Raw genomic sequence first — 13,558 nt, 5'->3', positions numbered from 1 at the left:
GCGCTACCACCTGTCGCGATGAGCGAGCGGCGCGGGGCCTGTTTTTTCCCATGATGGCATTGGCAATCGCCCAGGCGTCGGCGGCCGCCCAATCCGCTGCCCCATCCGCTGCGGCATCCGACCGGGGATGGCTGCTCGACCCCGAACTGATCGGTCCGGGCTTCGGCCAGACGATGGCGTCCGGCAGCATCCAGACCAGCATCCCGCCCCCGCCGCCGGTTCCCGAAACGCCCACATGGCTGTTGGCGATCGGCAGGGCGCTCGCCCGCTTCTTCGAATGGAGCGCGCCCGCCGGCAAGCCTTTGCTGTGGATCGCGGTGGCGCTGCTCGCGCTGGTTCTCCTCTATCATTTCGTTCCCGCCTTCGCGCGCGTTGTCGATGCGCTGCGCCGCCGGCGCGGCGACGCGCCCGCGCCCGACCCGGTGGGAACGGCCGAGGCGGGCGCGGCGCGCGTGCTGCTGGCGGAGGCCGACGCGCTCGCCGCGGCGGGCCGCTATGCCGAGGCGGTCCACCTGCTGCTCTTCCGCAGCGTCGAGGACATCGCGGGCCGCCGCCCCGGCCTCGTCCGGCCCGCGACGACCTCGCGCGCGCTCGCGGGGGCGCGCGACCTGCCCGGCGCGGCGCGCGACGCCTTCGGGCGCATCGCCCGCGCGGTCGAGATCAGCCTGTTCGGCGGCCGGCCGATCGACGCCGCCGCGTGGGAGCAATGCCGCACCGCCTATGCCGAGCTGACCGTCCCGCGCGCCTGGGCGCGGACATGAGTGCGGCGCCGGACGCCGAAGGCGGCTTCGATCCGCGCCTGATCGCGGGGGTGGTGGCGATCGGCGTCGTCGCCTTCATCGCGCTGTGGGCGCTCGTCGCGCTCGGCCCCCAGCTTTCGAGCGGCAACGACGGCGGCGGCCACGCGCTGTCGCGCGCTGCGCCCGGCTATGCCGGGATCGTCGACCTGATCGAACGCGCGGGCGGCGATGTCGAGCTGCGCCGCCAGCCCGGTCCGCGCACGGGCTATTCCGACCAGCCGCTGCTGATCCTGACCCCGACGCATCGCACCCGACCGGACGAACTGCGCGCACTCGCCGACCGGCAGGGCGGCCGGCTGCTCGTCATCCTGCCCAAGTGGCAGGCGATGCGCACGCCCGGGCAGGGCGGCAAGCCCGGCTGGGTCGCGCAGGCCTATCGCAGCGCGCCCTCTACGCGCCTGGTCGAGGCGCTCGTCGGCCCGGTGCGCTTCGATGCCTCGAAGGCGGGGCCGCGGGCGGTAGCCGCCGACGTCGCGGGGCGCCGCTTCACCGCGCATCTTCCCGACCGCGCGCAGACGATCGCAGGCGATGCCCTCGAAACGCTGGTCGCGGCCCCCGACGGCGGTGCGGTAATGGCGCGCGCGACCGACCGCGACCTCTATATTCTTGCCGACCCCGACCTCGTCGACAATCTCGCCTTCGCCTCGCGCCAGAAGGCCGAGGGCGCGGCGCTGCTGATCGACGCGGTCGCCGAGGATGCCGATGCCGACGGCTTCGCCTTCGACCTGACGCTGAACGGCTTCGGCGGCCAGCGGTCGCTGCTCCGCTTCGCCTTCGTGCCGCCCTTCATCGGCATCACCCTGTGCCTGATCGCGGCGGGGCTGCTCGCGCTGTGGCAGGCCTGGATGCGCTTCGGCCCGACGCTGCGCCCGCAGCGCGCGATCCCGGTGTCGAAGGCGGCGCTGATCGCGAACAGCGCCGACCTGATCCGCCAGGCGCGGCGCGAGCTCGACGGCGCCGACGCCTATGTCCAGGGCCAGCGCCGCGCCATCGCGCGGCGGCTGCACGCGCCCCCCGGCCTCGACGCCGCGGCGACCGACGCCTGGATCGACCGCCGGATGCGCGCCGACGGCCCGCGTTTCTCGGTCCTCGCACGGCGCCTGCCGCTGGCGCGGGGCCGCCACGATTTCCTTGCAGACGCACAGGCGCTGCATGCCATCAGGAAGGATCTTCTCCGTGACAGCTAGCTCCATCGACAGCGTCCACGCCCTCGGGGCCGCGATCGAGGCAGAGGTCGCCAAGGCGGTGATCGGCCAGGCCGATCTGACGCGCATGGTGACGATCGCGCTGCTCGCCGGCGGCCACGTGCTGCTCGAAGGCCCGCCGGGCACCGCCAAGACGCTGCTCGCGCAGGCCTTCGCGCGCGCGGTCGGGCTCGATTTCGGGCGCATCCAGTTCACCCCCGACCTGATGCCGGGCGACATATTGGGGTCGAACCTGTTCAACTTCCAGACGTCGAGCTTCACGCTGACCAAGGGACCGATCTTCACCGAGCTGCTGCTCGCCGACGAGATCAACCGGACCCCGCCCAAGACGCAGGCGGCGCTGCTGGAGGCGATGCAGGAACGGCGCGTGACGCTGGGCGGCGAGCCGCACGCACTCAGCCCGCGCTTCACCGTCCTCGCGACGCAGAACCCGATCGAGCAGCAGGGCGTCTATCCGCTGCCCGAGGCGCAGCTCGACCGCTTCCTGTTCAAGCTGGTCGTCGACTATCCCGACGCCGACGCCGAACGGCGCATCGTCACCGAGCATGGCGGCCGCTTCCGCACCCCGGCGGTCGCCGATTTCGGGGTCGAGCGGATCGCCGACGCCGACGCCATCGCCGCCGCGATCGACGCCACCGCGACGGTCCGCCTCGCCGACGAGATCGTCGACTATATCGTCCGCCTGATCCGCGCGACGCGCGCCAGCCCCGACCTCGAATGCGGGGCGAGCCCGCGCGCCGCGACCCTGCTCGCGCGCGGGGCGTGCGCCGCGGCGGCGCTCGACGGGCGCGACTATGTGATCCCCGACGACGTCCAGCGCCTCGCGGCGGGGGTGCTGCGTCACCGTGTCATCCTGTCGGCGGCGGCCGAGATCGAGGGCCGCGACGTCGAACAGGTCGTCGCCGCGCTGCTTGAACGCGAAGAGGTGCCGCGATGATCTACCCGACCCGCCGGGCCATCTATCTGCTACTGCTCGGCGCCCCCGCGGCGCTGCTGCTCGGGCTGGCGCGGCCCGAACTGTGGCTCGTCGCGCCGGGATGGATCGCGGTCATCCTTGCCTGCCTCGCGCTCGACGCGCTCGCCGGGCCGCATCCGCGCCGGTTGGCGCTCGACGCGCGGATTCCGCACCAGGCGGGAGTGGGGGACCCGTTCGAGCTGGCCTTCACCGCGGCGGGCGGCGCGGTGCCGCCGCGCGCCGACATGGCGCTCGCGCTCGACGAGCGGCTGGCGCCCGGCGGCCGCATCGCCGCGACGATGCGCGCGGGCGGCGCGGGCGCGATGGGCGGGGCGCTGTCGGCGACGCTGACCCTCGCGGCGGCGCGGCGCGGGCCGGCGCCGGTCGAGACGCTGTGGCTGCGCTGGGCGGGGCCGCTCGGGCTCGCGTGGAAACAGCGTCGCTTCCCGATCGGGCACGTCGTCGCGGTCGTCCCCAGCCTGCGCGCGGTGCGCGAGGAGGGGGCGCGGCTGTTCCGGCGCGGCGACTGGTTCGGGCTGCGCCGCCAGCAGCTGCGCGGCGAGGGCAGCGAGTATGAGGCGCTCGCCGAATATCATCCGGGGATGGACCGCCGTGCGATCGACTGGACCGCCTCGGCGCGCCACGGCCGCCTGCTCGCGAAGGAATATCGCGTCGAGCGCGACAACCGGCTCGTCCTGGCGATCGACGCCGGGCGGACAATGGCCGAGCCGGCGGGCGGCATGCCGCGCGTCGACCGCGCGGTGTCGGCGGCGATGCTGCTCGCCTATGCGGGGCTCAAGCTCGGCGACCGGATCAGCCTCTTCTCCTTCGCCGCGCAGCCACAGGCGCTGACCCCCGCCTATATGCACACGCGCGATTTTCCGGCGCTGCAGCGCGCGGCGAGCCGCATCGACTATGCGCCGGTCGAAAGCAATTTCACCCTCGCGCTGGCGACGCTGTCGGCCGGGCTCGACCGCCGCTCGCTGATCGTCCTGTTCACCGAATTCACCGACGCGACGAGCGCTGACCTGATGATCCGCGCCGCCGGGCGGCTGGTGCGCAAACACCGGCTGCTGTGCGTCGTGCTGCGCGACGAGGAGCTGGAGAGCGAGGAACGCCGCCGCCCCGAACAGGCGTCGGACGTCACCCGGTCGAACGTCGCCGCCGCGATGCTGCGCGACCGCCAGCGCGTCATCGCGCGGCTCCAGCGGCTGGGCGTCGAGGTGATCGAGGTGCCCGCCGACGCGATGGGTGCCAGCGTCGTCGAGGCCTATCTGGCGATCAAGCGCCAGGGCAGCCTGTGATGCCGCCCGCGATCCCGGCCCCCGAAGCGCTCGCCCGGCTCGACACGCCGAATTTCTCGACCAGCCGCTTCCGCGCCGAGCGCGAGGCCGACTGGATCGCCTTCGAAACCCTGCTCGGCCGGCTCGAACGCAAGGGCGCGAAGGCGCTGACCAGCGACGAGCTGCTGCAACTGCCCTCGCTGTACCGCGCGACGCTGTCATCGCTGTCGATCGCGCGCGCGACCAGCCTCGACCGCGCGCTGCTCGACTATCTCGAATCGCTGTCGATGCGCGGCTATTTCCTGATCTATGGCGTGCGCGAGACGCGCTGGAGCCGGGTGCGGCGCTTCTTCCGCACCGACTGGCCCGCCGCGGTCCGCGCGCTGTGGAAGGAGACGCTGATCGTCGCGCTCGTCATCCTGCTCGGCGCGCTGACCAGCTGGACGCTCGTCGCGCACAATCCCGAATGGTATTTCAATTTCGTACCCGAAGAGATGGCGGGCGGGCGCGACCCGCGCGCCACGGCCGAATTCCTGCAGGCGACGATCGGCCACGGCAAGGCGGCGGACGAACAGAACAGCGGGCTGCACATCTTCGCGACCTATCTGTTCACGCACAACAGCCGCGTGTCGATCCTGTCCTTCGCGCTCGGCTTTGCCTTCGGCGTGCCGACGATGATGCTCGAATATTATCAGGGGATCGGGCTCGGCGCGATGCTCGCGCTGTTCACGGGCAAGGGGCTGGGGGTCGATTTCGGCGGCTGGCTGTTCATCCACGGCACGACCGAGCTGTTCGCCGCCGCGCTCTCCGGCGCCGCCGGGCTGCGCATCGGCACCGCGATCCTCTTCCCCGGCGCGCGCGGCCGGCTGCAGGCGGCGTCGGAGGCGGGGCGCACCGCGGGCAAGGTGATGGTCGGCGTCATCCTCATGCTGCTCGCCGCCGGCCTGCTCGAAGGCTTCGGGCGGCAGCTCGTCACCGATACGCTGCTGCGCTACGGCATCGGGACGGCGATGCTGCTCTTCTGGCTCGCCTATTACTACCTCCCGCGGCGAAAGGACGCCGCATGACCGCCGCCGCGCGCCCGCGGCGCGACAAGGTCCGCGCCTTCGTCACGCCCGAAGGCGTCGACCTCGAACTGCGGATCGCCAGCGCGTCGCTGCGCTTCGGGGCGTTGCTGATCGACCTCATGCTGCTGCTCGCGGCGCTGGTCGTCTTCACGCTGCTCATGGTCTGGGCAGGCTTCGCGTCGCGCTCCGACCTGCTGATCAGCATCTGGCTGCTCGGCGCCTTCGTGCTGCGGACCTTCTGGTTCGTCGGCTTCGAACTGGGCCAGCGCGCTGCGACCCCCGGCAAGCGCGCGATGGGTATCCGCGTCGTCGCGCGCGACGGCGGGCGGCTGACCGCCGATGCGGTGATCGCCCGCAACCTGATGCGCGAGCTGGAGATTTTCCTGCCGCTGATGATGATCGGCTTCGGCGCGGCGGAGGATATGGTGTCGGGCTGGACCGCGCTGGCGGGGGTGCTGTGGTCGGCGACGCTCAGCCTTTTCCTGCTGTTCAACCGCGACCGGATGCGGATGGGCGACCTGATCGCGGGCACCTGGGTGGTGATGGCGCAGCGCGCGAAGCTCGACCGCGACATGGCGGCGGGGACGGAGGCGGGCGACGCCCTGCGCTTCACCGATGCTGAGCTCTCGGTCTATGGCATCTTCGAACTGCAGGAACTCGAACGCGTGCTGCGCGGGCGCGACGCGCGGGTGATGCGCGAGGTCGCCGACACGATCCGGCACAAGATCGGCCGGCCGATCGCCGAAGAGGATGACGTCTTCCTGCTTTCCTATTATCGCCAGCTCAAGACCCGGCTCGAACGCAAATTGCTGTTCGGCAAGCGACGCGAGGATAAATATGCCAGCGACTGACACCCTCTCCCTTTCGGCCAGCGAGGCGCTCGCCCGCCGCCGTTCGGTGCGCGCCTTCACCGACCGGCCCGTCGACCGCGCGCTGCTCGCGCGGATCTTCGAGATCGCACAGCGCGCGCCATCGGGCGGCAACCTCCAGCCGTGGCAGGCGACCGTCGTCACCGGCGAGCGCTGGCAGGCGGTGCAGGACGCGGTCGCGGCGCGTATCGTGATGGGGCGCGAGGGGTTCCAGCCCGAATATGACATCTATCCCCGGGGGCTCACCGATCCGTGGGACAGCCGCCGCTTCGGCGTCGGCGAGGCGCTTTACGCCTCGCTCGGCATCGCGCGCGATGACAAGGCGGGGCGGATCGCCCAGTTCCAGCAGAATTACCGCGGCTTCGGCGCGCCGGTGATGCTCTTCCTCCATTGCTCGCGGATCATGGGGCCGCCGCAATGGGCCGACATGGGGATGTGGCTGCAATCGGTGATGCTGCTGCTCGTCGAGCACGGCCTTGCGAGCTGCCCGCAGGAATGCTGGGCGATGTATGGTGCGACCGTGCGGGCCGAACTGGGGCTTGGCGACGACCAGATTCTCTTCTCGGGCCTCGCGATCGGCCACGCCGACGAGGAGGCGCCGGTGAACCGCTGGCCGGTGCCGCGCGTTGGGCTGGACGAAGTCATCGACTGGCAGGGATTCGACGCATGAACCGCCCATCCATCCGCTTTCGTTCCGCCGCCGCCGCGGCGCTGCTGCTCGCGGCCGCCGGCTGCACCGCGATCCCGGCGCCAGAGGCGCCGCCGCCCGCGCCACCGCCGCCGCCCGCCGCGGTGCCGCCGTCCCCCGCGCCGCCGCCGCCCGCCGCGGCGTGGGACGCACGCGCGCTCGACAGCGGCGCGTGGCGCTACGACGCCGGCAGCCGCACCGCCCGCTTCGTGCCCACGGGCGGCGCCAGCCCGCTGCTGACAATGGCGTGCAGCGGCGGCGCCATCCGCCTCACCGCCGGGCTCGACGGCCCGGTCGCGCTGCGCACCAGCGCGGGCACCGACCAGATCCGCTTCGATGGCGGCAGCGCGACGGTGCCGAACCGCGACATCCGCCTCGACCGCATCGCCTTCAGCCGCGGCCGCTTCGCGCTCGAAGGCGCCGGTCGCGCGCTGACCCTGCCGGTGCAGTCCGAGATCGGCCGCGTGATCGAGGATTGCCGATGAAGCGCGCTCGGAAATGATGCGCCATCCCCGCTTCCGTTCGTGCTGAAACGGTGCAGATTAACGGCTCACCGCTTTAGTATGGTGGAATCGAAGTTCTTGTCATCATCGTCACCCTGAACTTGTTTCGTATCCGCCCGGTGAGAGCCGCCTTGTTCGTCGCGGTTTCGCGCGCTCATAAGCGTGCTCGTGTGAGCGAGCTTAAGGACGGATATGAGCCAGGTAACGCTGTTTAGCGGCCCCGAGCGTCGTCGGCGGTGGAGTGAGGATGAGCGGCTTCAGATCCTGAACGAGGCGTTTGCGCCGGGTTCCTGCGTTGCCGAGGTTAGCCGCCGGTATGACGTTTCGACCAGCCTGATCTATATATGGCGGCGCAAGTTTCGCGCAGCCTTGCCGGGCCCCGTTTTCGCCGAGGCGATGGTGGCCGACGATCTGCAGCCGCCTTCGTCCGCGCCGGGCGTCGCGATCCTGATCGAGCTGCCCGGCGGCGGCCGGGTCAGTATTGCGGCATCGGCATCGCCGGTGCTGACCGCCGCGGCCTTGAAGGCGCTGCGATGATCCCGCCCGGCGCGCGGGTATGGATAGCGATGGGGCATACGGATATGCGCAAGGGCATGCAGGGGCTTGCGCTGCTCGTTCAGCAGAGCCTGGGGCGTGATCCTTTCGGCGGCGATCTGTTCGTCTTTCGGGGGCGTGCCGGATCGCTGACCAAGATCATCTGGCACGATGGTATCGGCATGTCGCTTTACGCCAAGCGCCTCGAGAAGGGACGCTTTATCTGGCCGTCGGCGAAGGACGGGATCGTGTCGCTGACCAGTGCGCAGCTGGCCTGTCTGCTTGACGGGATCGACTGGCGTAACCCGCAGTATAGCTGGCGGCCGCAGAGCGCGGGATAACGCCCGGCATGATGCATTTTTGGCTTGATAGGCGGCGCCGATGGTGATTCATTCATGGGCATGGAAGCCGCCGTTTCGCCCACTCTGGACGACGTCGCAGCGCTCAAGGCGCTGCTGAACGCGGCGACCCGCAGAGCCGACGAGGCCGAAGCGCGGCTCGCCAACGCAAAGGCCCGCGAGAGCGCCACCGAGGCGATGATCGCCCATCTCAAGCTGCAGATCGCCAAGCTGAAGCGCGAGGCCTACGGCGCCAGCGCAGAACGCAGCAAGCGTCTCCTCGCGCAGATGGAGCTACAGCTCGAAGATCTCGAGGCCGATGCCAGCGAGGATGAGCTCGTCACCGAGGCCGCCGCCGCAAAGGCCCTGTCCGTCACCGCGTTCGAGCGCAAGCGCCCGAGCCGCAAGCCGTTCCCCGATCACCTGCCGCGCGAGCGCATCGTCGTGCCCGCCCCCTGTTCCTGCCCGGCATGCGGCAGCAGCCGCCTTGCCAAGCTCGGCGAAGACATCACCGAGACGCTCGAGGTGATCCCGCGTTCGTGGAAGGTCACCCAGACGGTGCGCGAGAAGTTTTCTTGCCGCGATTGCGAGAAGATCACCCAGCCACCGGCGCCCTTTCATGTGCTCCCTCGCGGCTGGGCCGGGCCGAGCTTCCTCGCGATGCTGCTGTTCGAGAAGTACGGGCAACACCAACCGCTCAACCGCCAGGCCGAGCGGTTCGCCCGTGAGGGTGTGCCGCTCAGCACATCGACGCTCGGCGATCAGGTCGGCGGCGGTGCCCATGCGCTGCTACCGATCTATCGCCTGATCGAGGCCCATGTCCTCGCCGCCGAGCGATTGCACGGCGACGATACAACCGTGCCGGTCCTCGCGAAGGGCAAGACCGATACCGCGAGGCTGTGGGTCTATGTGCGCGACGACAAGCCGTTCGCAGGTGCCGATCCGCCTGCGGCGCTGTTCCACTACTCGCGCGACCGGCGCGGCGAACATCCGCAAGCCCATCTCGCATCCTGGTCGGGGATATTGCAGGCCGACGCCTATGGTGGCTACGGCGAGCTCTACCGTGAAGGGCGTATGCCCGGACCCATCTTCGAGGCGGGCTGTTTCGCTCACGCACGGCGCAAGTTCTTCGAGCTCGCCGACGTCGAGGGCGCGGCACGCAAGAAGAGCCGCGGCGAGCGCTCGGGTGTCATCTATCCGATCGCACTCGAGGCCGTGCAGCGGATCGATGCCTTGTTCGATATCGAGCGCGCCGTGAACGGCAGCAGCGCCGCCGAGCGCCTCGCCCTCCGTCAGGAGCAGAGCGCGTCGTTGCTAGCCGAGCTCCACGCCTGGCTCACCGAACAGCTCGGGAAGCTGTCGCGCAACCACGACCTTGCCAAGGCGATCAACTACATGCTCCGGCGCTGGGCCGCGTTCAGCCGCTTCCTCGATGACGGGCGCGTCTGCCTGACCAACAACGCGGCAGAACGGGCGCTGCGCTGCGTGCCGCTCGGTCGCAAGGCCTGGCTGTTCTGCGGATCCGATCGCGGCGGTCAGCGCGCCGCCATCCTCTACACGCTGATCCAGACCGCGCGGCTGAACGATATCGATTCGCAGGCCTGGCTCGCCGATGTGCTCGACCGCATTGCCAGCCATCCCGTCAGCCGGCTCGATGAGCTCCTCCCCTGGAACTGGCAAAGCAAGCACGCCGCGATCGCCGCCTGATGGACGTGAACAAAGTCGATAGCGTCAAAACCCTGGCGCTCGTCGCGCGGGAGCTCGGCAGAGACGAAGAGTGGCTCTTCGACATCGCCGCGGAAATGGAACCCGAAGACGGGCTGATCTGGGTGTTCGGGCCCGATGATGACGGCGGCGCCATGGCCTTCACGCCTGACGGCATCGAATGCCTCATCAACCTCATTGCCGAACAATCATAGCTGATCCGCGGCCTTCACCGGATGGGTACCTTGTTTCAGGGTCCATGATCTGACCTCGACGGAAAGGCAGCGCAAAAGGGAAGGTTCGGCCATGGATGCTGAAACAAGTTCAGCATGACGAAGAATGTGGGAACTCGCCAAAACTCGAATCCCCGCAGGCCGTCGAGCAGCGCACCGTCTCCCTAAAGCCACAAAGGATAAAAATCGGACCCCCCGATACGAGTCCTTTGTCGCTTTAAGCCCCCAGCCGCATCGTGCCGCCGCGAATCCAGCCCCAACGGCACGGGCCCTGATATTCGCGCGCCGCGGGCACCGGCTTGCCGACGCCGCACATGTCCTTGTCGGTGCCCGGCGCGATGAAGACGACGCCGAACCAGGCGTCGTCGTCGGTCGCCTCGCACAGCGACACCGGCGCGCCGCCCGCCAGCTTCGCCTTGACCGCGCGCGTCTCACCCGGCGCCCAATAGACGTCGGTGCCGCCGTCCTTGACGCGGCTGACGCTCGAACAGGCGGGCAGGCTCGGCCCTTCGGTGCCGACCATCACCGGCCGGCTGGCGATCGGGTCGCCGGCCACCGCCGGGGCATTGTCGGCGGGCGGCGGCGCCGGCTTGGAACAGCCGGCGAGCGGCAACGCGATCAGCGCCAGCGCGTACAGCATCGAACGGGGAGCATATGTCTGTCTCATGCCGCGAAATTAGCCGTCCTGCGGCGTCGGCGCAACGCCCCCCGGCGCCGCGGCAAGAGGCGCATTTTCGCTTGGGTTTTGCCCCCCCGGACCCTATATGATCGACATGACGGACACTGCAGAGACGAACGCGCCGGACCACGGCGGCAAGCATCCCAACACCAATGCCTATGGCGCCGATTCGATCAAGGTCCTCAAGGGCCTCGACGCGGTGCGCAAGCGGCCGGGCATGTATATCGGCGACACCGACGACGGGTCGGGCCTGCACCACATGGTGTTCGAGGTCAGCGACAATGCGATCGACGAGGCGCTCGCCGGGCATTGCGACCTCGTTCTCATCACGCTCAACAGCGACGGGTCGGTCAGCGTCGAGGACAATGGCCGCGGCATCCCGACCGGCATCCATCCGGAAGAAGGCGTGTCGGCGGCCGAAGTCATCATGACCCAGCTCCACGCCGGCGGGAAGTTCGAGAATACCAGCGATGACAACGCCTACAAGGTGTCGGGCGGCCTGCACGGCGTCGGCGTCAGCGTCGTCAACGCGCTGTCCGAATGGCTCGAACTCACCATCTGGCGGGGCGGCGAGGAGCATTGGATGCGCTTCGAGCATGGCGACGCGGTCGCGCCGCTGGTCGTCCGCGGCCCCGCGCCGGCGGGCAAGAAGGGAACGCGCGTCACCTTCCAGGCCTCGACCGAGACGTTCAAGAACGTCACCGAGTTCGATTTCGAGAAGCTCGAACATCGCTACCGCGAGCTCGCTTTCCTCAACTCGGGGGTCCGCATCAAGCTGGTCGATGCGCGCAGCACCGAGCATGTCGTCCACGACCTCTTCTACGAAGGCGGCATCGCGGCGTTCGTCAAATGGCTCGACCGCAACAAGACCGCGCTGCTTCCCGATCCGATCGCGATCACCTCCGAACGCGACGGCATCGGCATCGAGGTCGCGCTCGAATGGAACGACAGCTATTATGAAAATGTCCTCTGCTTCACCAACAACATCCCGCAGCGCGACGGCGGCACCCATCTCGCCGCCTTCCGCGCCGCGCTGACGCGCACGCTCAACAATTATGGCGAGAAGTCGGGACTGCTCAAGAAGGAGAAGGTCAGCCTGACCGGCGACGACATGCGCGAGGGACTGACCGCGATCGTCTCGGTCAAGCTGCCCGACCCCAAATTCTCGTCGCAGACCAAGGACAAGCTGGTCAGCAGCGAGGTGCGCCAGCCGCTCGAAAGCCTGATGGCCGACCGCATGACCGAATGGCTCGAGGAAAATCCGGGCCATGCCAAGGCGGTGATCCAGAAGGTCGTCGACGCCGCCGCCGCGCGCGAAGCGGCAAAGAAGGCGCGCGAGTTGACGCGGCGCAAGGGCGCGATGGACATCGCCAGCCTGCCCGGCAAGCTCGCCGACTGCCAGGAGCGCGATCCGGCGAAATGCGAGCTGTTCCTTGTCGAGGGCGACTCGGCGGGCGGGTCGGCCAAGCAGGGCCGCGACCGCCACGTCCAGGCGATCCTGCCGCTGAAGGGCAAGATTCTGAACGTCGAGCGCGCGCGCTTCGACCGCATCATCTCGTCGAAGGAGGTCGGGACGCTGATCCAGGCGCTCGGCACCGGCATCCGCGACGAATTCAACGTCGAGAAGCTGCGCTATCACAAGATCGTGATCATGACCGACGCCGACGTCGATGGCGCGCATATCCGCACGCTGCTGCTCACCTTCTTCTATCGCCAGATGCCGGAGATCATCGAGAACGGCCATCTCTACATCGCCCAGCCGCCGCTCTACAAGGTAGCGAAGGGGCGCAGCGAGGTCTATCTGAAGGACGACACCGCGCTCGAAAATTATCTGATCGACGCCGGCATCGACGCGCTGCTGCTCGAAACCGCGGGCGGCGCGCGCTCGGGCAAAGACCTGCGCGAGCTGATCGAGCACGGGCGGCGACTGCGCGCGCTGATGCGCTACGTGCCGCGCACCCTCGACGCCGGGCTGATCGAGGCGCTCGCCTTCGCGGGCGCGCTCGATCCAGAGCTCGACGCCGCGGGCCGCCACAGCGCCGCCGAAACCGCCAGCCGCTGGCTGAACGCCGCCGAGCGCGCGCTGACCGGCGGCAACGAAGCGGTGTGGACGATCGCCGCGGTCGAGGGTGGCGGCTATACGCTCGAACGCCGCTGGCGCGGAGTCAGCGATCATCATGCGATCGACCCCGCCTTCCTCGCGAGCCAGGAGGCGCGCCGCCTTCATAAGCTCGCCGCCGAGCAGGTCGAAACCTATGCGCGCCCCGCCCGGCTGGTGAAGGCGGGCAGCGCCGCGGCCGAGGTCGAGGCGGGTCCCGACGACGAGGAGGCGGAGGCCGCCCGGACGCCCGCCGCGCGCGCGACGCCGGTCACGCGCCCGTCCGAACTGCTCGACGCGATCTTCGCGCACAGCCGCCGCGGGCTGGCGATCAGCCGCTACAAGGGGCTGGGCGAGATGAATGCCGAGCAATTGTGGGAAACCACGCTCGATCCCGCCAACCGCTCGCTGCTGCGCGTCGAGGCCGAACAGGCCGACATCGCGCACGACATCTTCGAGCGGCTGATGGGAGACGAGGTCGAACCGCGGCGCGATTTCATCCAGACCAACGCGCTGTCGGTCGCCAATCTCGACGTCTGACCGGTCCACCGCTGGCCGCGAATTCGAACCGATACGACGCCGGCCGCTTGCACCCCGCGGAC

General features: G+C 69.5%; 14 protein-coding genes. 13 read left to right on the top strand and 1 reads right to left on the bottom strand.

Annotation, left to right across the window (positions count from 1 at the left end; translation table 11 throughout):
- Positions 1-50: 50 nt before the first annotated feature.
- The 12 genes from C3E99_RS18550 to C3E99_RS18495 all read left to right on the top strand — a co-directional run bounded on the left by C3E99_RS18550 (position 51) and on the right by C3E99_RS18495 (position 10,161).
- The gene (locus C3E99_RS18550) at positions 51-761 is read left to right on the top strand and encodes a DUF4129 domain-containing protein (protein ID WP_104960224.1); all 711 of its coding nucleotides are present in this window, start codon (positions 51-53) and stop codon (positions 759-761) included.
- Positions 758-1,987, top strand: coding sequence for a DUF4350 domain-containing protein (locus tag C3E99_RS18545; protein WP_076073459.1), 1,230 nt, complete (start codon positions 758-760; stop codon positions 1,985-1,987). Before C3E99_RS18550 ends, C3E99_RS18545 begins: the two co-directional genes overlap by 4 nt.
- Positions 1,977-2,942, top strand: coding sequence for an AAA family ATPase (locus C3E99_RS18540; RefSeq protein ID WP_234002540.1), 966 nt, complete (start codon positions 1,977-1,979; stop codon positions 2,940-2,942). Before C3E99_RS18545 ends, C3E99_RS18540 begins: the two co-directional genes overlap by 11 nt.
- Positions 2,939-4,264 carry a DUF58 domain-containing protein gene (locus tag C3E99_RS18535; protein WP_076073457.1) on the top strand — a complete coding sequence of 442 codons (1,326 nt, stop codon included), beginning with the start codon at positions 2,939-2,941 and terminating at the stop codon, positions 4,262-4,264. The genes C3E99_RS18540 and C3E99_RS18535 overlap by 4 nt, the downstream gene beginning before the upstream one ends.
- Positions 4,264-5,310, top strand: a complete 1,047-nt coding sequence (locus C3E99_RS18530) for a stage II sporulation protein M (protein ID WP_104960223.1) — start codon at positions 4,264-4,266, stop codon at positions 5,308-5,310. The genes C3E99_RS18535 and C3E99_RS18530 overlap by 1 nt, the downstream gene beginning before the upstream one ends.
- The gene (locus C3E99_RS18525) at positions 5,307-6,161 is read left to right on the top strand and encodes an RDD family protein (RefSeq protein WP_076073455.1); all 855 of its coding nucleotides are present in this window, start codon (positions 5,307-5,309) and stop codon (positions 6,159-6,161) included. The genes C3E99_RS18530 and C3E99_RS18525 overlap by 4 nt, the downstream gene beginning before the upstream one ends.
- Positions 6,148-6,849 carry a nitroreductase gene (locus C3E99_RS18520; RefSeq protein ID WP_076073454.1) on the top strand — a complete coding sequence of 234 codons (702 nt, stop codon included), beginning with the start codon at positions 6,148-6,150 and terminating at the stop codon, positions 6,847-6,849. The genes C3E99_RS18525 and C3E99_RS18520 overlap by 14 nt, the downstream gene beginning before the upstream one ends.
- A complete protein-coding gene (locus tag C3E99_RS18515; RefSeq protein WP_104960222.1) occupies positions 6,846-7,352 on the top strand; it encodes a hypothetical protein in 507 nt (168 codons plus the stop codon). Before C3E99_RS18520 ends, C3E99_RS18515 begins: the two co-directional genes overlap by 4 nt.
- Positions 7,353-7,562: 210 nt before the next feature.
- A complete protein-coding gene (gene tnpA, locus C3E99_RS18510) occupies positions 7,563-7,907 on the top strand; it encodes an IS66-like element accessory protein TnpA (protein WP_104960184.1) in 345 nt (114 codons plus the stop codon).
- A complete protein-coding gene (tnpB, locus tag C3E99_RS18505) occupies positions 7,904-8,245 on the top strand; it encodes an IS66 family insertion sequence element accessory protein TnpB (protein WP_104959400.1) in 342 nt (113 codons plus the stop codon). The genes tnpA and tnpB overlap by 4 nt, the downstream gene beginning before the upstream one ends.
- A gap of 60 nt (positions 8,246-8,305) precedes the next feature.
- On the top strand, positions 8,306-9,949 hold the full coding sequence (gene tnpC, locus C3E99_RS18500) for an IS66 family transposase (protein ID WP_104960421.1): 1,644 nt from the start codon (positions 8,306-8,308) through the stop codon (positions 9,947-9,949).
- The gene (locus C3E99_RS18495) at positions 9,949-10,161 is read left to right on the top strand and encodes a hypothetical protein (RefSeq protein WP_104960183.1); all 213 of its coding nucleotides are present in this window, start codon (positions 9,949-9,951) and stop codon (positions 10,159-10,161) included. Before tnpC ends, C3E99_RS18495 begins: the two co-directional genes overlap by 1 nt.
- A gap of 235 nt (positions 10,162-10,396) precedes the next feature.
- Here the strand turns inward: C3E99_RS18495 and C3E99_RS18490 are convergent, their stop codons facing one another.
- Positions 10,397-10,846 carry a hypothetical protein gene (locus C3E99_RS18490; protein ID WP_158682363.1) on the bottom strand — a complete coding sequence of 150 codons (450 nt, stop codon included), beginning with the start codon at positions 10,844-10,846 and terminating at the stop codon, positions 10,397-10,399.
- 106 nt (positions 10,847-10,952) lie between these two features.
- On the opposite strand from C3E99_RS18490, the gene gyrB reads away from it, so the two are divergent.
- Positions 10,953-13,496 (top strand): DNA topoisomerase (ATP-hydrolyzing) subunit B, encoded by a 2,544-nt coding sequence (gene gyrB, locus C3E99_RS18485; protein ID WP_076077427.1) that lies wholly within the window; start codon positions 10,953-10,955, stop codon positions 13,494-13,496.
- The last annotated feature ends 62 nt before the right edge of the window (positions 13,497-13,558 follow it).

Origin of the sequence: Sphingopyxis sp. MG, assembly GCF_002953155.1 — a bacterium.
Lineage (GTDB): Bacteria > Pseudomonadota > Alphaproteobacteria > Sphingomonadales > Sphingomonadaceae > Sphingopyxis > Sphingopyxis granuli.
This window is presented reverse-complemented; position numbering and strand designations above follow the sequence as displayed.